The organism is Streptomyces sp. 71268 (assembly GCF_029392895.1).
GTDB lineage: Bacteria > Actinomycetota > Actinomycetes > Streptomycetales > Streptomycetaceae > Streptomyces.
Genome location: NZ_CP114200.1, coordinates 5,935,734 through 5,952,585, shown reverse-complemented (window position 1 = coordinate 5,952,585; position 16,852 = coordinate 5,935,734). Strand labels below are relative to the sequence as shown.

Sequence of the window (16,852 nt, the reverse complement as noted above, 5' to 3'; positions counted from 1 at the left end):
GTACGGGCGAGGGGCCGGCCGGTACGGCGACCGGTCAGCGCCTTCACGTTGGATCGTTGGCAGCGGGGGTGGCCTGTGCGTGAACGCGGCGGCAACGCGCGACGCCCATCTCCGCACGTGGATCACCCCTCCTGGCGACGGCCACGGACCGCTCGCCCACGGGAGTCGTGCCGGTCACCACACGTTCACCGGACCGGGGAACGGGCCGGGGTCACGGCCGGGCGGAGCGGCTGGGCGGCTGGGCGGCTGGGCGGAGCAGCCTGGCGACGGTCGGACCGCCGCTGGGCGGAACGGCGGCCCGGGGGCCCCGGGGAGGGGCGCGCAGAGGCGCCCGAAGGGCTCCTTGGCCCCGCGTGCGGGGGCCCGGGAGCGGTGCCAGCATGGGAGGGAAGGGGAGTAAAGGACGTGCTGTGTGTGAGGAGCCTCCCGTGACTGGCACGAAGAAGTGGACCACCGAGATCACCATCACCGAGGTCGGCCGCGAGGTGACCGCGGAGGCCAGGCTGCACGGCGAGAACAGCGGTTCGCTGGTGGGCTACGGCAGCGCCATCTGCAAGGTGACCGACGCCAACGTCCCCGCGATCGGCGACGAACTGGCCGCCGCCCGGGCCTTCTCCGACCTCAGCCACCAGTTGCTCCACAACGCCGCGGAGGACATCGAGGCGCATACCCGCCAGCCGGTGGACCACCTCCGGGTGTGACGAGCCGCCCACGCCGACGGCCGGCGCCCCGAGAGCGGGCGGGACTGACGCCCGCGCGCCCCACGGGTGCCCGGTGAGCGCGGCTACCGCTGGATGACCGCGGGTTGCCGCTACGTGACCGGAGGTCGAGGCCGCGCGACCGGCCGTTGACGCCTGGTGACCGCGAGTTGACAGTTACCGAGCGCCCGACGGCCGGTGGGTGACCGCCCGGTGAGCGCCCGGCCGCACTGCGGCCCGGGCCCGGCGAGCTCCGGCCGTGGCTTGCCGCACGAGGCGTACGCGAGCACCGGACGTACGCACGTACGCGTACGCCCCGACACACGCGTACACCCCGGGCACGCACGCCCCGACAAGCGGGCGACGACCGGCAGACACCACAGACGCGTCAGCCAGCACACGGCCGACCGCCGCCGCGCGCGCCACCAGCCGAGCGCCGGCGCTGACCTCCCACAACCCGCCCCCGCGCTCCCCGCCCTCCCGATAGGGCCGGGGAGCGCGTCCGCGTTCCCACCCTCGGGCCGGCCGGGCGCGCCCGCACGGCCCGGCCCCCACCCGCACCCCCGCTCGCCGCCGCAACCCGCAACCACAGCAGCACCCGCGTCCGCTTCACGGCATTGCGTACGCTTCGCCGCTCATTGCGAGTTGGCGGGAATATGCCAATCGGCATCTCTGGCTCGGGCAGCACTCCCCAAACAACGCGTCCTTACACAAGGGTGAACGGTCTATTGGCTCCGTATTCCGAACAAGGATGCCCATGTCCCGATCACCTGAAGACATATCCCGACGCAAGAGACGCACGGCCCGGGTCGTGCTCGCCGCGGGTCTGGTGGCGGCGCTGTCCGCGACCGGCGTGGCGCCCGTCCTCGCCGACGAGCCCACCCCCGGCGGCGCCCCGCCCGCCTCCGCCAAGCCGGCCAAGCCGGCGGGGGACAAGCTCGGCGCGGCCGACGCCAAGCTGCTCGCCGAGGCCAAGGCCGAGGGCGACAAGACGATCACGATGATGGTGGCGGCCCAGCCCGGCTCGACCGACCGTGTCGCCGACACCCTCGACGCCGTCAAGGGCGCCTCCGTCGGCCGCACCTACGACAAGCTCGGCTACGTCCGCGCCACCGTGCCGATCGCCCGGGCCGACCAGGCCATCGGGGCGGCCAAGCGGATGGCCGACGTGCACGGCATCGACCTCAAGCACGAGATCAAGCTCCCGGACCCGACGCCCGGCGCCGACGCGGTGCGCGGCGGCTCGTCCGCGAAGTCCGGTTCGTACCCGGCGCCGGACAAGAACACGCCGGCCCGGAACCCGTACCAGCCCGCGCACGAGACGGGCGCCGTGGACTTCGTGAAGCAGAACCCGCGCGCCGACGGCCGAGGTGTGACGATCGGCGTGATCGACTCCGGCGTGGACCTCGCGCACCCCGCGCTGCAGAAGACCACCACCGGTGAGCGCAAGATCGTGGACTGGGTGACGGCGACCGACCCGATCACCGACAACGACGGCACCTGGCGCCCGATGACAACCAACGTCTCGGGCCCGTCCTTCTCCTACCAGGGCCGCACCTACACCGCCCCGGCGGGCGCGTACCAGGTCAGCCGCTTCCAGGAGAAGATCACCGACGGCGGCCCGGACGGCAGCGACTACCACGGCGACGTCAACCGCGACGGCGACAAGACCGACTCCTGGGCGCTGCTCTACGACGCGGCGAAGGGCACCGTCCGCGTCGACCTGAACGACAACGGCGACTTCACCGACGACACGCCGATGAAGCCCTACCGGGACGGGTTCCAGATCGGCTACTTCGGCACGGACGACCCGAAGACCCCGGTCGCCGAGCGCTCGCCGTTCGTCGTGGAGATCCGCAAGGACGTGTCGCTCGACCCGCTGGGTGGCTCCAACGTCGGCAAGAAGGCCGACTTCGTCAACGTGGGCATCATCGAGTCCGAGCACGGCACGCACGTGGCGGGCATCACGGCGGCCAACAAGCTCTTCGGCGGGAAGATGAACGGCGCCGCCCCCGGCGCCAAGGTCGTCTCCTCGCGGGCGTGCAGTTGGAGCGGCGGCTGCACCAACGTGGCGCTGACCGAGGGCATGATCGACCTCGTCACCAAGCGCGGCGTGGACATCGTCAACATGTCGATCGGCGGCCTGCCGCCGCTGAACGACGGCAACAACGCGCGCTCGGAGCTGTACACCCGGCTCATCGACACCTACGGCGTGCAGCTCGTCATCTCGGCGGGCAACAGCGGCCCCGGCGCCAACACCATCGGCGACCCGTCGCTGGCCAACAAGGTGATCAGCGTGGGCGCCGGCGTCTCGAAGGAGACCTGGGCCGCCAACTACGGCTCGCAGGTGAAGCGGGAGTACAACCTCTTCCCGTTCTCCTCGCGCGGCCCGCGTGAGGACGGCGGCTTCACGCCGACCCTGGTCGCCCCGGGCGCGTCGATCAACACGACGCAGACCTGGATACCCGGCTCGCCGGTCAAGGAGGCCGGCTACGAACTGCCGGTCGGCTACAGCATGCTGCAGGGCACCTCGATGGCCTCGCCGCAGGCGGCCGGCGCGTCCGCGCTGCTGCTCTCGGCGGCCAAGCAGCGCGGTATCAAGCTGACCCCGGCCACCCTGCGCACCGCGCTGACCAGCACCGCGCACAAGATCCCCGGCGTGCAGGCGTACGAGCAGGGCGCCGGCCGGATGGACATCGTGGACGCCTGGAAGTCGATCCGGCGGGGCGCGCACGGGCACGCGTACACGGTCAAGGCGCCGGTGAAGACCGCGCTGTCGGACTACCTGAAGACCCCGGGCTTCGGCACCGGCGTCTACGACCGCGAGGGCGGCCTGAAGGCCGGCCAGTCCCGGACGTACGACGTGACCATCACCCGCACCACGGGCCCGGACCGCGCGGTGCGGCACACGCTGAAGTGGCGCAACAACAGCGGCGCGTTCCGGCTGGCGGGCGGCTCCTCGGTGGTGCTGCCGCTGAACAAGCCGGTCACCGTCAAGGTGGTGGCCAGGCCCGGCGCGACCGGCGTGCACAGCGCCATCCTGGAGGTCAACGACCGTCGCACCGAGGGCGTCGACCACCAGATCCTGAACACCGTCGTGGTGGCGAAGCCGCTGGCGGGCCCGGCGTACGCGGTCAAGGAGTCGGGTTCGGTCCAGCGCAACGCGCCGACCTCGTACTTCGTGAACGTCCCCAAGGGCGCCAAGACGCTTGAGGTGGCGCTCGGCGGGCTGCGCGACAAGAGCCAGACCCGGTTCGTCGCGATCAACCCGTACGGCGTGCCGGTCGACTCGACCTCGTCGATCGCCTGCTACCCGAACTACGACAACCCGGCCAACACCTGCCGGCCCGACCGCCGCGCCTACCCGAACCCGATCCCGGGCGTGTGGGAGATCGAGGTCGAGTCGCGGCGCACCTCGCCGGTCCTGGACAACCCGTACCAGCTCACCGTGAACGCGCTGGGCAGCACCTTCTCGCCCGAGACGCAGACCCTCGCGGAGGCGAAGGTCGGCCAGGCCACGCCGGTGGAGTGGAAGGTCAGCAACGGGTTCGGCCCGATCGACGGCAAGCTCCAGGGCGGCCCGCTGGGCTCCGCCCGCACCGAGCGGCCCACGATCAAGCAGGGTGAGACGCAGACCAGCCAGGTCACGGTCGCCGAGGGCGCCTCGCGCCTGGACGTGGCGATCGGCGGCGCGGCCGACGGCAAGGCCGACCTCGACCTGGCCGTCGTCTTCAACGGCCAGGTGGTGGGCGAGTCCACGTCGTCCGGCTCGGACGAGAAGGTGTCGCTGCGCTCCCCCAAGGCCGGCGTCTACACCATCGAGGTGGCCGGCTACGCCGTACCCGCCGGCAGCACCGCCTACGACTACCGGGACCTGTTCTTCGCCCCCTCGCTCGGCGAGCTGAAGGCCGACGGCGGCAAGCGGATCACGCTCGCCAACGGGCAGTCGACGCAGGTCACCGCCGATGTCGTGGTCGCGGGCCCGGCTCCGGAGGGTCGCACGTTCTTCGGCGAGCTGTCGCTGGTCAATCAGGCCGGCACCAGCACCGGCGGCGGCAGCGTCCGGATCGGCAAGGTCATTCCGTAGTACGCGGCAGTAGACGGCAGCACGCCGTAGTACGAGTACGCGGCCGGCCCCGCGGACCCTCGCCCCGGACAGGCGGAGGTCCGCGGGGCCGGTGTCACCCGGCGGGGCGAGCCGACGCCATTGGCTCGCCCCGCCGCGTCGTGCCGGCACCGGCCACGGGATGGGCGCGATATTCAGCGGGGCCGCCCCGCGCGGCGTGGAAGGATGGCTGGTCACTACGGCTGACGTACGTCGAAAAGTTAGGAGATGCCCAGGTGCCTGGCACGAATCTGACCCGCGAAGAGGCGCAGGAGCGGGCGCGCCTGCTCACCGTCGACGCGTACGAGATCGAGCTCGATCTCTCCGGCGCGCAGGAAGGTGGCACTTACCGCTCGGTGACCACGGTCCGGTTCGACAGCGCCGAGGGTGGCGCTTCCTCGTTCATCGACCTGGTCGCGCCCGCGGTGCACGAGGTGGTGCTGAACGGCACGGCGCTGGACGCGGCCGAGGTCTTCGCCGACTCCCGGATCGCGCTGCCCGACCTGCGCGCGGGCCGCAACGAGCTGCGCGTCGTGGCCGACTGCGCGTACACCAACACCGGCGAGGGGCTGCACCGGTTCGTCGACCCGGTGGACCAGCAGGCGTATCTGTACACCCAGTTCGAGGTGCCTGACGCGCGCCGGGTCTTCGCGTCCTTCGAGCAGCCGGACCTGAAGGCGACGTTCCAGTTCACCGTGGTGGCCCCGGAGGGCTGGACGGTGATCTCCAACTCGCCGACGCCCGAGCCGAAGGACCGCACCTGGACCTTCGAGCCCACGCCGCGCATCTCCAGCTACATCACGGCGCTGATCGTCGGCCCGTACCACAGCGTGCACAGTACGTACGAGAAGGACGGGCGCTCGGTGCCGCTGGGCATCTACTGCCGCCCCTCGCTGGCCGAGTTCCTGGACGCGGACGCGATCTTCGAGGTCACCCGGCAGGGCTTCGACTGGTTCGAGGAGAAGTTCGACTACGCGTACCCGTTCGCCAAGTACGACCAGCTCTTCGTGCCGGAGTTCAACGCCGGCGCGATGGAGAACGCGGGCGCGGTCACCATCCGCGACCAGTACGTCTTCCGGTCCAAGGTGACCGACGCGGCGTACGAGGTGCGGGCCGAGACGATCCTGCACGAGCTGGCCCACATGTGGTTCGGCGACCTGGTCACCATGGAGTGGTGGAACGACCTGTGGCTGAACGAGTCGTTCGCCACCTACACCTCCATCGCCTGCCAGGCGTACGCCCCGGGCTCGAAGTGGCCGCACTCGTGGACCACGTTCGCCAACTCGATGAAGACCTGGGCCTACCGGCAGGACCAGTTGCCGTCCACGCACCCGATCATGGCCGAGATCAACGACCTGGACGACGTGCTGGTCAACTTCGACGGCATCACGTACGCCAAGGGCGCCAGCGTCCTCAAGCAGCTCGTGGCCTATGTCGGGCAGGACGAGTTCTTCCGTGGCGTGCAGGCGTACTTCAAGCGCCACGCGTACGGCAACACGCGGCTGAGCGACCTGCTGGGCGCCCTTGAGGAGACCAGCGGGCGCGACCTGAAGACGTGGTCGAAGCTGTGGCTGGAGACGGCCGGCATCAACATCCTGCGCCCGGAGATCGAGACCGACGCGAACGGGATCATCACCTCCTTCGCCGTCCGCCAGGAGGCCCCCGCGCTGCCCACCGGCGCCAAGGGCGAGCCGACGCCGCGCCCGCACCGGATCGCGATCGGCGCCTACGACCTGGACGCCAACGGCAAGCTGGTGCGCGGTGCCGGGGTGCCCGACGGCGAGGACTGGGGGCGGATCGAGCTGGACGTGGACGGCGAGCTGACGCCGGTCCCGCAGTTGGTCGGCAAGCCGCGCCCCGCCGTGGTGCTGCTCAACGACGACGACCTGTCGTACGCGAAGGTGCGCCTGGACGAGGAGTCGCTGCGCCAGGTCACCCAGCACCTGGGCGACTTCGCCGAGTCGCTGCCGCGCGCGCTGTGCTGGGCCTCGGCGTGGGACATGACCCGCGACGGCGAGCTGGCCACCCGCGACTACCTGGAGCTGGTGCTCTCCGGCATCGGCAAGGAGTCCGACATCGGCGTCGTGCAGTCGCTGCACCGCCAGGTGAAGCTGGCCCTTGACGTGTACGCGGCTCCCGCCTGGCGCGAGACCGGGCTCGCGAAGTGGGGCGAGGCCGCGCTGGAGCACCTGCGAGCCGCCGCGCCCGGCAGCGACCACCAGTTGGCGTGGGCCCGCGCGTTCGCCGCGACCGCCCGCACCGACGAGCACCTGGACCTGCTGGCCGCGCTGCTCGACGGCAGCCAGTCCATCGAGGGCCTGGCCGTGGACACCGACCTGCGCTGGTCGCTGCTGCTGCGGCTGGCCGCCACCGGCCGCGCCGACGACGCGGCGATCGACGCCGAGCTGGAGCGGGACAGGACCTCGGCCGGCGAGCAGCACGCGGCCAGCGCCCGCGCGGCGCGCCCGACGCCGGAGGCCAAGGCGGAGGTGTGGGCGGCGGTCGTGGAGTCGGACACGCTGCCCAACGCCATGCAGGAGGCGGCCATCAACGGCTTCGTCCAGGCCGACCAGCGCGAGCTGCTCGCGCCGTACGCGGAGAAGTACTTCGCGGCGGTCAAGGGCGTCTGGGACGACCGCAGCCACGAGATCGCCCAGCAGATCGCGGTGGGCCTCTACCCCTCGTTGCAGATCTCGCAGGCCACGCTGGACGCCACGGACGCGTGGCTGGCCAGCGCCGAGCCGAGCGCGGCGCTGCGCCGCGTGGTGACGGAGAACCGCGCGGGCGTTGAGCGGGCGCTGCGTGCGCAGCGGGCTGACGCCGACGCGGCAGCGGCGGCATAGCGCGGCTGCGGCATAGCGCTCTCGCGGCAGCGGCGGGCTGAGGCTTCCGCGTGGCAGAGGCGGGCCGCGACCGTCGACGGACAGGGGTCGGCCCCCGTCCCTCCTGGTGGGGGGGCGGGGGCCGATCGCGTGGTGGCGGGGCTCGCGTGCCGTCGCCGGGCGGGGGCTAGCGGCCCCGGGCGGCCCGGCGGGCGAGCAGCGCCTCGCGTCGCTCGTCGAAGCGGGTCGCCTGCTCGTCGAGCCCGCCCATGAACATGCCCAGCTCCTCCTGTGCCGCGAGCCCGTCCGGGCCGAGCCCGGAGATCTCCAGCACCTTGAGGTAGCGCAGCACGGGCTGGAGCACGTCGTCGTGGTGGATGCGCAGGTTGTAGATGCCGCCGATGGCCATCTGGGCCGCCGCCCGCTCGAAGCCGGGGATGCCGTGGCCCGGCATCCGGAAGGCCACCACCACGTCGCGCACCGCGCACATGGTCTGGTCGGGGGCCATCTCGAACGCCGCCGAGAGCAGGTTGCGGTAGAAGACCATGTGCAGGTTCTCGTCGGTGGCGATGCGCGCCAGCATCCGGTCGCACACCGGGTCGCCCGAGTGGTGACCGGTGTTGCGGTGCGAGATGCGGGTGGCGAGTTCCTGGAAAGCGACGTACGCGATCGAGTGCAGCATGCTGTGCGCGTTGTCGGACTCGAACCCCTCCGACATGTGCGACATGCGGAAGCGTTCGAGTTCGACGGGGTCGACGGCGCGGGAGGTGAGCAGGTAGTCCCGCATCACGATGCCGTGCCGGCCCTCCTCGGCGGTCCACCGGTGCACCCAGGTGCCCCAGGCGCCGTCCCGGCCGAAGAGGGTGGCGATCTCGTGGTGGTAGCTGGGCAGGTTGTCCTCGGTGAGGAGGTTGACCACCAGCGCCACCCGGCCGACCGAGCTGACCTTGGACTGGTCGGGGGCCCACGCCTCGCCGCCCATCACACCGTCGAAGTTACGGCCGTCGCTCCACGGCACGTACTCGTGGGGCATCCATTCCTTGGCGACGCCCAGATGCCGGTTCAGCTCGGTCTCGACGACCTCTTCGAGCGCGTACAACAACTGGCTGTCGCTCCATGCGGCCTTTCCCGGACGACGAGTTATGGCGGTGGTCACAGCGGGGACTCCTGGGGACGGGGAGTAACGGACTACTGGGGACGTGTCCGACCTACGGTTCCGTAGGTTACGACAACGTAGGTTAAAGCGTCCGTAAACGCCAAGCCGTCGCCTTCCGCCCGGCCCGTGTGACGCGTGGGGCGCGGGGTCAGTCGGTGAGTGCCGCGTAACGCTCCACTAGGCGGGCCTGGCCGGTGGCGGTCAGGGCGCCGTGGGCGCGCAGCCGGGCGATGCCGCCGTCCGGGTAGACGTCGAGGCGCAGGTGGGTGGCGGTGGCGGGGGCGGCGAGGCGGAAGCGGTGCGGGGAGTCGGGGCGCAGGGCGGTGCGCGGCAGGATCTCGTACCAGGACGCCTCGTCGGCCGGGTCGGCGGCCGTGGCGTCGCAGCCGTACACCGCGGCCCAGCCCGCCGCGTTGCCCTTGAGGTAGGCGGTGTCGATCTCCAGGGCACGGATCTCGCCGTGCCCCGCGAGCCGGAACCGCACCCAGTCGTGGCTGCCCCGCTCCCGGCGCCGGCGGTTCTCCCAGCCGTCGTCCATCTGGCGGGCCAGGTCGGGGCGGATGATGTTGGTGGGGGGTGAGTAGAAGCGGTCGGACGCGTCCTCGACGGCCCCGCCGTGCACCACCGACGCCAGGTCGAAGGTGCCGAGCAGGCCCAACCATTCGGGGTCGGGGACCACCGTGCCGTGCACCCGCAGCCGGGCGATCCCGCCGTCGGGGTACTGGCACAGGCGCAGGTGGGTGAAGCGCCGCTCCGCGTCGACGGCGAAGCCGTTGGCGGCGTGGCCCCGTACGGGCGTGGGCGGCACCAGCGGCTCCCAGCGCACCGCGTCCGAGAGCAACTCCCGCGCGCTCGGCGTGCCCGGGACGGCCGCGGCCTCGACACTGACGCGCTGCGGGTAGTTCCCCCGAAAGTGGGCGGTGTCCACGACCACTCCGTGGACGACGCCGGGCACGCCGAGCCGGAGCAGCGCCCAGTCGTGGTCCCCGTCGGCCGGAAAGGGGTGGTCGGCGCCCGTGCCCCTGCGGCGCCGGGTCTCCCAGCCGTCCATCACCTTGCCCTTGTGGCCGAAGGCCCGCGGGTCGAACGTCGCGGGCCCGGGCAGCAGCAGGTTCTCGCGCTCCGCGAAGAACTCGTCGTTGGCGGCGACGACCCCGCCGCCCAGCCGCCGGTCGGCGAGGTCCACGAGCGCGGCGAACGGGAACTCGCTACCCCGGTAGTCGGCGTACGGGTCGCCGCCACGGTACGGGCGCGCGTCGGCGTCGGCGTGGGAGTCGGCCCCGGGGGCGGTGTCGGTGGTGGTGGTGTCGGTGTCGGAGGGTGTGGGCGGCGGCGGGGCGGGGGTCGCGGGGGTCGGGTCGGGGTGCGCGTCGGAGCTGGCCGGCATGGAGGATCGCCTTTCGTGGGCGGGGCCGCCTGGCGGGATCGCCGGGTGGGTTCGCTTGGCGGGTCGCTTGGCGGAGGTGGCGTGGCCGTCGCCTGGCCCGGGTGGCGCGGTTCGCGTAGCCCGGGTGACGTGGTCGCCTGGCCCGGGCGCGGGGGCCTCACCGGGCGCCCGCGCCGGATGGCGGGACGGACGCGCGCGGTCGGCGCGGACGAGCACGAACGGCAGGCGGCGGGTGACGGGTGGCGGACGGGCAGCGGCAGGCGGCGGCGGTGAACGGGTGGCAATTGCGCGGGGGTTGGCCCGCTACCCGAGCGTGGCAGCCGCGACCTCGCCGGTCCATCGAAAGTTTCTGACCGGACTTTTCAGTTGAGCTGAACGTTCTTGCCCTTTCCCGCACGGGCCACGCCCGGAAGCGGTTCGATGCGTCGCGCCGTCGGCTGGCCGGGCCGCGCGGCCGCCACGGCGTGTAGCGCGTCCAGCACCCGGGCGGGGCCCGGCGCCCCCTCGGCCCCCTTGCGCACGGCGGCCACGACGTGCCGGCACGGCCGGTCGGCACGGAGCACCCGCACGGCGACCGCCGGGTCAGCGCCGCCGTACTCCGCGGCCATGGCCATCCTCGGCACCAGCGCGACGCCCATCCCGGCGGCGACCAGGGCCAGGATCGAGGGCCAGTCGGCGGCGGCGTGCGCCTGCTCGGGTACGAATCCGGCCGCCTGGCACGCGACGGTGGTGATCTCCGACCAGGGCCCGCTGCTGCCGTAGATCCACGCTTCCCCCGCCAGGTCCGCGAGGCGCAGGTCGGGCGCGGCGGCCAGCGGATGCCGGGCGGGCAGCGCGACGTCCAGGGGGTCGGCGAGCAGGGGTACGCGCGCGAACTTCGGGTCCCGCGCCGGCGGCGCGTGCGCGGCCAGCGACAGGGCCAGGTCGACGGTCCCCCGGGCGAGCAGTTCGTACGCCTCCGCCGCCTCGGCCTGGTGCACCCGCACCTCAAGAGCGGGGTAGCGGCGGCGCAGTCGCTGGGCGGCGGGCACCACGAGGGCGGGGATGGCGGTACTGAACGCGCCGACCCGTACCCGCCCGCTCTCCCCGCGCCGGTACCCGGCCAACTCCGCCTCCGCCCGCTCCAACTGGGCGAAGACCTCCTCGGTGTGTCGCAGTACGAGTCGGGCGGCGTCCGTCAGCCGCACCCGCCGCCCGTGCGCCTCAAGCAGCGGCACGTCCAACTGCTTGGCCAGCCCCGAGAGCTGCTGCGAGACCGCCGACGGCGTCATGCGCAGGGCCTGGGCGGTCGCGGTGACCGTACCCAGCTCATCGAGGGTGCGCAGCACGCGGAGCTTTCTGACATCCCAGTCCGCCATGGGCAAACGCTACCCAGCCCGGCCCCGCGCGGAGCCCACCGCGCACGCCCGGACCCAACGCCTCCCCCACCCGGCCGACGGCCCACGGGGCCGGGCCACGGCTCACGGTTCGGCTCGACGGCTCACGGTGGTGCGGTGGCCCACGGCGGTGCGGTGAGCGGCGGCGCGGCGGTCGTACGTGCGCGGTCAGGGGCCGTACGGGTGGAGGCGGGGGTCGTAGGCGTGTGGCCGGGCGGCGGGCCAGCGCGCGCTAGCGGATACGGCCCCGAAGTCCGGGCACACCAAAGGCGCTCACGGCGTGCGCCGCGAGCGCCTGACGGTGGAGCGGGGCTTCAGCTCGTGGTCTGCTTGTCGCTCTTGCTGCCGATCATCACGAGGCCCGCGATCACGAGGAACGACACGATGGGAGCGGCGACGTAGAGGCCGAGCGTCTCCATGACGCTCAGACCCGGACCCGGGTCGTCACCGTCGTCGCGGGTGAGCGCGAACGCGGGGGACGACATCAGCAGCATCAACGTCAGCCCGGCGGTGATCGTACCGGCGCGCAGGGCGTTCTTCTTGGCCTTAGTGCTCACAGCAGCAATTTACCCAACGGGCCCCGGCACCGCGCGCCCGGGGTCCGTAACGTCCGCCCGGCTCTCGCCTGGGCTCGCGGAGGAACGCCGTTACGGGCGGTCGCCGGCCGGGTCGCCGCGGCTTTGACGTGCCGGGACGCGGGGCGGCGTGGCGCGAAGGTGGGAGGCGGCACGGTGCGGAGCGCGGGCGAGGGCGCCGACTCGGGGACGCGCGGCGAGGCTGGCGCGGGGCGAGGCTGGCGCGTGGTTAAGGCAAGGGGAAAGGCAGGGGGAAACGGTTCAGCCGGCGGAGCGCTGAGGTCTGGGCCCGGTGTGGCGCGCAGGTCCGGGCCCGGTGTGGCGCGCGCGGAGGTTGGGGTTCCCCGTACTCGTTCTCAGTGCTCGGGTGTCGACGGCCGGGTCTCGGTATCGGCGCTGGTCCACCCGTCGCGCGGGTCACCGCGCCCGCGGCGCACCCTGCCCCCGCTCTCCCGCGCGCGCTGTGATCATCGGGCGGCGGCGGTCAGCAGGCCGCGGGCGCCGGTCCCATGTCGGCGCGCTCGACCGGGTAGGCGGCGGCCGTGGGCTCACTGGTGAGCGGACGCTCGGCACCCAGCGGCGGCTCGCTGGTCAGCGGCGCGGCGTCGGACAGTGGCGGTTCGCTGGTCAGGGGCTGCTCGAACCCGCAGGCACCGGAGCCGTCCAGCGCCGACTCGGGGTCGGACACGCCCTCGTAGAGGTCGGGCTGGGACGGCTCCGCCTGTTTGGAAAGGGTGTGCGGGAAAATGTGCACGGGCGCGGCCACACGGGCCTCCTGATGTCGGTGGGCGGTGAGACACGTCGAGCCCTACCCATTGCGAGCCGAGACAGACGCATCTCACCCTTTAACGTGGTCCAGGTCACATTCTCGCCCCGGCAGGCGATTCCCCGCTCCCCACGGCCGTTCACAGCGAGATATAGCCCGAGCAGCGCACTGTGACGACGGATTTACGGACCGATCCGAGTCATCGACCCCCATCCAAACGCCCCCACAACCGGCGATCGCGGCACTTCGGTCACCGTCGTTGACACCTCGAACAGCCGAGTGGTGGGTTCGACGAACCGGTCAACTCGCGGCACCCGCACGCCACTCCGCGCCCGCCCGCGCGGCCACCGCTCAACCCACGCCGACCCCGCCCGCGCCGCACTCGGGTTCGGGTACGGGATCTGTGCACGAAGGCGGCGAGGACACGACCGTAGCGCGTTGTGGCGGGCGCGGTGACTCGTCATCCACACCCCCATTCGCGTTATCCGTTTAGCCCACAACTAGTTATCCACAGCCCTCGTCACGCCTTCCCCGCATCCACCACAATCGCTGTATCCGCCACGTCCCACGGCTCCCTGCCGCGGACGACGCAAGGCGCTGGACGAGTTCTGGACGAGTTAAGGAGGGGCTGTGCGGCTCCGGGGGAACAGGGCGCGGGCGACACGGACCACGGGCGCCGCGGGGGCGACCGCCATGGCCGCCGCCATCATCGGGGGACTGCTCGGTCCCGCGCCGAGCGCCGTCGCCGCCCCCGCGCCGGGGCGACCCGAGGTGCCCAGCGCTGCGGAGTCCCCCGAGACCTCCGTCGACGGGCTGCCCCCGGTGTGGCCGCGCCCCCAGTCCATGCGCGCCGCTGGCCCGCCCGCCCCGGTCTCCACCACCGTGACGCTGGTAGCCCCCACGGACGCGGACCCGCACGCGCTGGGCGTGCTGCGCTCGGCGCTGCGTGCCGCCGGCGCTCGTACGGTGACCGACGCGGTCCCCGGCGATCGGCTGCCCGCCGACGGCCTGGTCGTCCACGCCGGGGGCCCGAGCGCGGACGACGCGCTGCGGGCGCTGCGCGCCCCGGCCAGGGGCGACCTGCCCAGCGGCGGTTACCGGCTTGCGACCGGGCTGGTGCGGGGCCGCGCCACCCTGGCCCTGTCCGGAGTCGGCCCCGACGGCCTCTTCCACGCCGCGCAGACCCTGCGTCAGCTCGCCACCGACCGCGGCGAGAAGCCCGGCGCATCGCGCGCGCTGCCGGGCGTGAGCGTGCGCGACTGGCCCGCGACGCGCACCCGCGGCATCACCGAGGGGTTCTACGGGACGCCGTGGTCGCACCAACAGCGCCTGGCCCAACTGGACTTCCTGGGCCGCACGAAGCAGAACCGCTATCTGTACGCGCCGGGGGACGACACCTTCCGCCAGGCCCGCTGGCGCGACCCGTACCCCGCGAGGCAGCGCGCCGAGTTCCGGGAGCTGGCCGACCGCGCCCGGCGCAACCACGTCACGCTCGGCTGGGCGCTCTCCCCCGGGCAGGCCATGTGCTTCTCCTCCAACGAGGACCTGCGGGCCCTGGAGCGCAAAGTGGACGCGATGTGGGCGCTCGGCGTGCGCTCCTTCCAGCTCCAGTTCCAGGACGTGAGCTACAGCGAGTGGCACTGCGACGCCGACGCGGACGCCTTCGGCTCGGGTCCCGAGGCCGCCGCGCAGGCGCAGGCGACCGTGGCCAACGTGCTCGCCGCGCACCTCGCCAGTCGGCACCCGGGCGCCGAGGCCCTGTCGCTGCTGCCCACCGAGTACTACCAGAAGGGCGCGACCGAGTTCCGCGAGGCGCTCGCCGACGCCCTGGCCCCGCAGGTGGAGGTGGCCTGGACGGGCGTGGGCGTGGTGCCCAGGACGATCACGGGCCAGGAGATGGCCGAGGCCCGCACCGCCTTCGACCACCCGTTGGTCACCATGGACAACTACCCGATCAACGACTACGCGCAGGACCGCCTCTTCCTCGGCCCCTACTCCGGCCGCGACCCGGCCGTGGCCAGCGGCTCGTCGGCGCTGCTCGCCAACGCGATGAAGCAGCCGACGGCCTCCCGCATCCCCCTGTTCACCACCGCCGACTTCGCCTGGAACCCGCAGGGGTACCGGCCGCACGACTCGTGGCGGGCCGCGATCGACGACCTCGCGGGCGACGATCCGCGCACCCGTGCCGCCCTGAACGCCTTCGCCGGCAACGACGCGTCCTCGCTCCTCGGCGGCTGGGGGCGCGACCGCTCGCGGACCGTGCCCGAATCGGCGTACCTGCGCCCGCTACTCGACGAGTTCTGGGCGGCGCGGGAAGCCGCCCAAGGCGGCGGCCATCCGGGTGGCACACAGACCGCCGAGAAGTCGGACCGGGCCGCTGAGGAGCGGTTCGCGCGCGCGGCCGAGCGGTTGCGTGCCGAGTTCCACACGCTGCGCACGGCGCCCAAGCTCCTGGCCGGCACGTTCGACGGCGAGGTCGCGCCGTGGTTGGAGCAGTTGGGCCGCTTCGGCGCGGCCGGCGAGCAGGCCGTCGCGGCCCTCACCGCGCAGGCCGGCGGCGATGGCGCGGCGGCCTGGCGGGCCCAGCGCGAACTGCGCACGTGGCGGGCCCGGATCGCGGCCAGCCCGGTCACGGTCGGCAAGGGCGTCCTGCCGGAGTTCCTCACCCGCGCGGTCACCGAATCGGACGCCTGGTGGGGACTGGATGCCACGGGCGGCAGGGAGCGGGCGCGGAAGCTGTCGCCCAACGCGGGTGCGGAGCGGGCCGCGGACGGCGACCCAACGACGGCGTTCCGGCCCCCCGCGCCGCCCGCGTCCGGGGCCCCGGGCGACCCCGCGGGTGAGGCCCAGCGGGCGGAGCCCGTCACCGTCACCTTCGGCGAGCGGCGCCCGCTCAGCGCCGTGACGGTGCTCACCACGGGGTCCGCCGCCCAGGACCCGGACCGGGCCGCCCGCTCGATAGGCCAGGTGGAGGCCCGCGTGCCCGGGCACGGCTGGCGGCGGCTCGGCGAACTGTCGGCCAGCGGGTGGACCCAGGCGGCGGGCAAGGGGGTGCGGGCCGACGCGGTGCGGCTGCGCTGGGACGCGGGCGTGCGGCCGCCGGCCGTGCAGGAGGTCACGCCCTGGTTCGCCGACGCCCCGGCGGCCGAGTTGGGCCTGTCCCAGACGGAGGCGGACGCGGAGATAGGCGGCCGGCCGGCGCGGGTGAAGGTCTCGGTGGCGGGCCGCCGCCCCGGCGACGTCAGCGGCAACCTCACGGTGCGCGCCCGCGACGGGTTGCGCGTCACGGCACCGTCCCAGGTGACGGCCCCGAGGGGCGGCACGGCGACCGCGGAGGTCGAGATAGCCGTGCCGGCGGGCACCAAGCCCGGGGCGTACCGGCTGCCGATCCGCTTCGGTTCGGAGGAGGTCACGCTGACCGTGCGAGCCCACCACCGCACCGGCGGCCCGGACCTGGCCCGGAAGGCGCGCGCCACCTCGTCGGCCGACGAGACGGCGGAGTTCCCCGCGTCGGCCGTGATCGACGGCGACCCGAGCACGCGCTGGTCATCGCCCGCCACCGATCACGCCTGGCTCCAACTGGAACTGGACCGCCCGACCCGGCTCGGCCGCGTCGACCTGCACTGGCAGGACGCGCACGCCTCCCGGTACCGGATACAGGTCTCACCCGACGGCCGTACCTGGCGCACGGCGGCGACGGTCCAGGACAGCGCGGGCGGTCGGGAGACGATCCACGTGGACGCCCCCGACACCCGCTTCATACGGGTCCAGGGCGACGAGCGCGCGACACGCTTCGGGTACTCGCTGTGGTCGGTACGGGCTCACGCGGTCACGCCGTAGCGCGGGAGCGTTGGGGGCGCCGTAGCGCCGGAGCGCCGTAGGCGGGACGGCAGGCGCCGGCTGGCCCGTCGACGAGGGCGAGGGCGCCGGGGGGCGGGGTGGAGGGAGGGGGTGGGGAGGGGCGGGG

General features: G+C 73.3%; 9 protein-coding genes. 4 read left to right on the top strand and 5 right to left on the bottom strand.

Annotation, left to right across the window (positions count from 1 at the left end; translation table 11 throughout):
* Nucleotides 1-428: 428 nt before the first annotated feature.
* The 3 genes from OYE22_RS23570 to pepN all read left to right on the top strand — a co-directional run bounded on the left by OYE22_RS23570 (nucleotide 429) and on the right by pepN (nucleotide 7,646).
* On the top strand, nucleotides 429-701 hold the full coding sequence (locus OYE22_RS23570) for a DUF1876 domain-containing protein (RefSeq protein ID WP_277322262.1): 273 nt from the start codon (nucleotides 429-431) through the stop codon (nucleotides 699-701).
* A gap of 754 nt (nucleotides 702-1,455) precedes the next feature.
* Complete coding sequence (locus OYE22_RS23565) at nucleotides 1,456-4,785, top strand: S8 family serine peptidase (RefSeq protein ID WP_277322261.1); 3,330 nt, start codon at nucleotides 1,456-1,458, stop codon at nucleotides 4,783-4,785.
* 254 nt (nucleotides 4,786-5,039) lie between these two features.
* Complete coding sequence (gene pepN / locus OYE22_RS23560) at nucleotides 5,040-7,646, top strand: aminopeptidase N (protein ID WP_277322260.1); 2,607 nt, start codon at nucleotides 5,040-5,042, stop codon at nucleotides 7,644-7,646.
* A 166-nt stretch (nucleotides 7,647-7,812) separates the two neighbouring features.
* On the opposite strand, the gene OYE22_RS23555 is transcribed toward pepN, so the two are convergent.
* The 5 genes from OYE22_RS23555 to OYE22_RS23535 form a co-directional block, all read right to left on the bottom strand.
* On the bottom strand, nucleotides 7,813-8,781 hold the full coding sequence (locus tag OYE22_RS23555) for an acyl-ACP desaturase (protein WP_277322259.1): 969 nt from the start codon (nucleotides 8,779-8,781) through the stop codon (nucleotides 7,813-7,815).
* 148 nt (nucleotides 8,782-8,929) lie between these two features.
* Entirely contained in the window at nucleotides 8,930-10,168 is a 1,239-nt protein-coding gene (gene alc / locus OYE22_RS23550) for an allantoicase (RefSeq protein ID WP_277322258.1), read from the bottom strand.
* A 362-nt stretch (nucleotides 10,169-10,530) separates the two neighbouring features.
* Nucleotides 10,531-11,526 carry a LysR family transcriptional regulator gene (locus OYE22_RS23545; protein WP_277322257.1) on the bottom strand — a complete coding sequence of 332 codons (996 nt, stop codon included), beginning with the start codon at nucleotides 11,524-11,526 and terminating at the stop codon, nucleotides 10,531-10,533.
* 332 nt (nucleotides 11,527-11,858) lie between these two features.
* The gene (locus OYE22_RS23540; protein ID WP_187059818.1) at nucleotides 11,859-12,101 is read right to left on the bottom strand and encodes a hypothetical protein; all 243 of its coding nucleotides are present in this window, start codon (nucleotides 12,099-12,101) and stop codon (nucleotides 11,859-11,861) included.
* 502 nt (nucleotides 12,102-12,603) lie between these two features.
* A complete protein-coding gene (locus OYE22_RS23535; RefSeq protein WP_277324287.1) occupies nucleotides 12,604-12,867 on the bottom strand; it encodes a hypothetical protein in 264 nt (87 codons plus the stop codon).
* 711 nt (nucleotides 12,868-13,578) lie between these two features.
* Here OYE22_RS23535 and OYE22_RS23530 point away from each other — a divergent pair.
* On the top strand, nucleotides 13,579-16,725 hold the full coding sequence (locus OYE22_RS23530; RefSeq protein WP_277322256.1) for a beta-N-acetylglucosaminidase domain-containing protein: 3,147 nt from the start codon (nucleotides 13,579-13,581) through the stop codon (nucleotides 16,723-16,725).
* The last annotated feature ends 127 nt before the right edge of the window (nucleotides 16,726-16,852 follow it).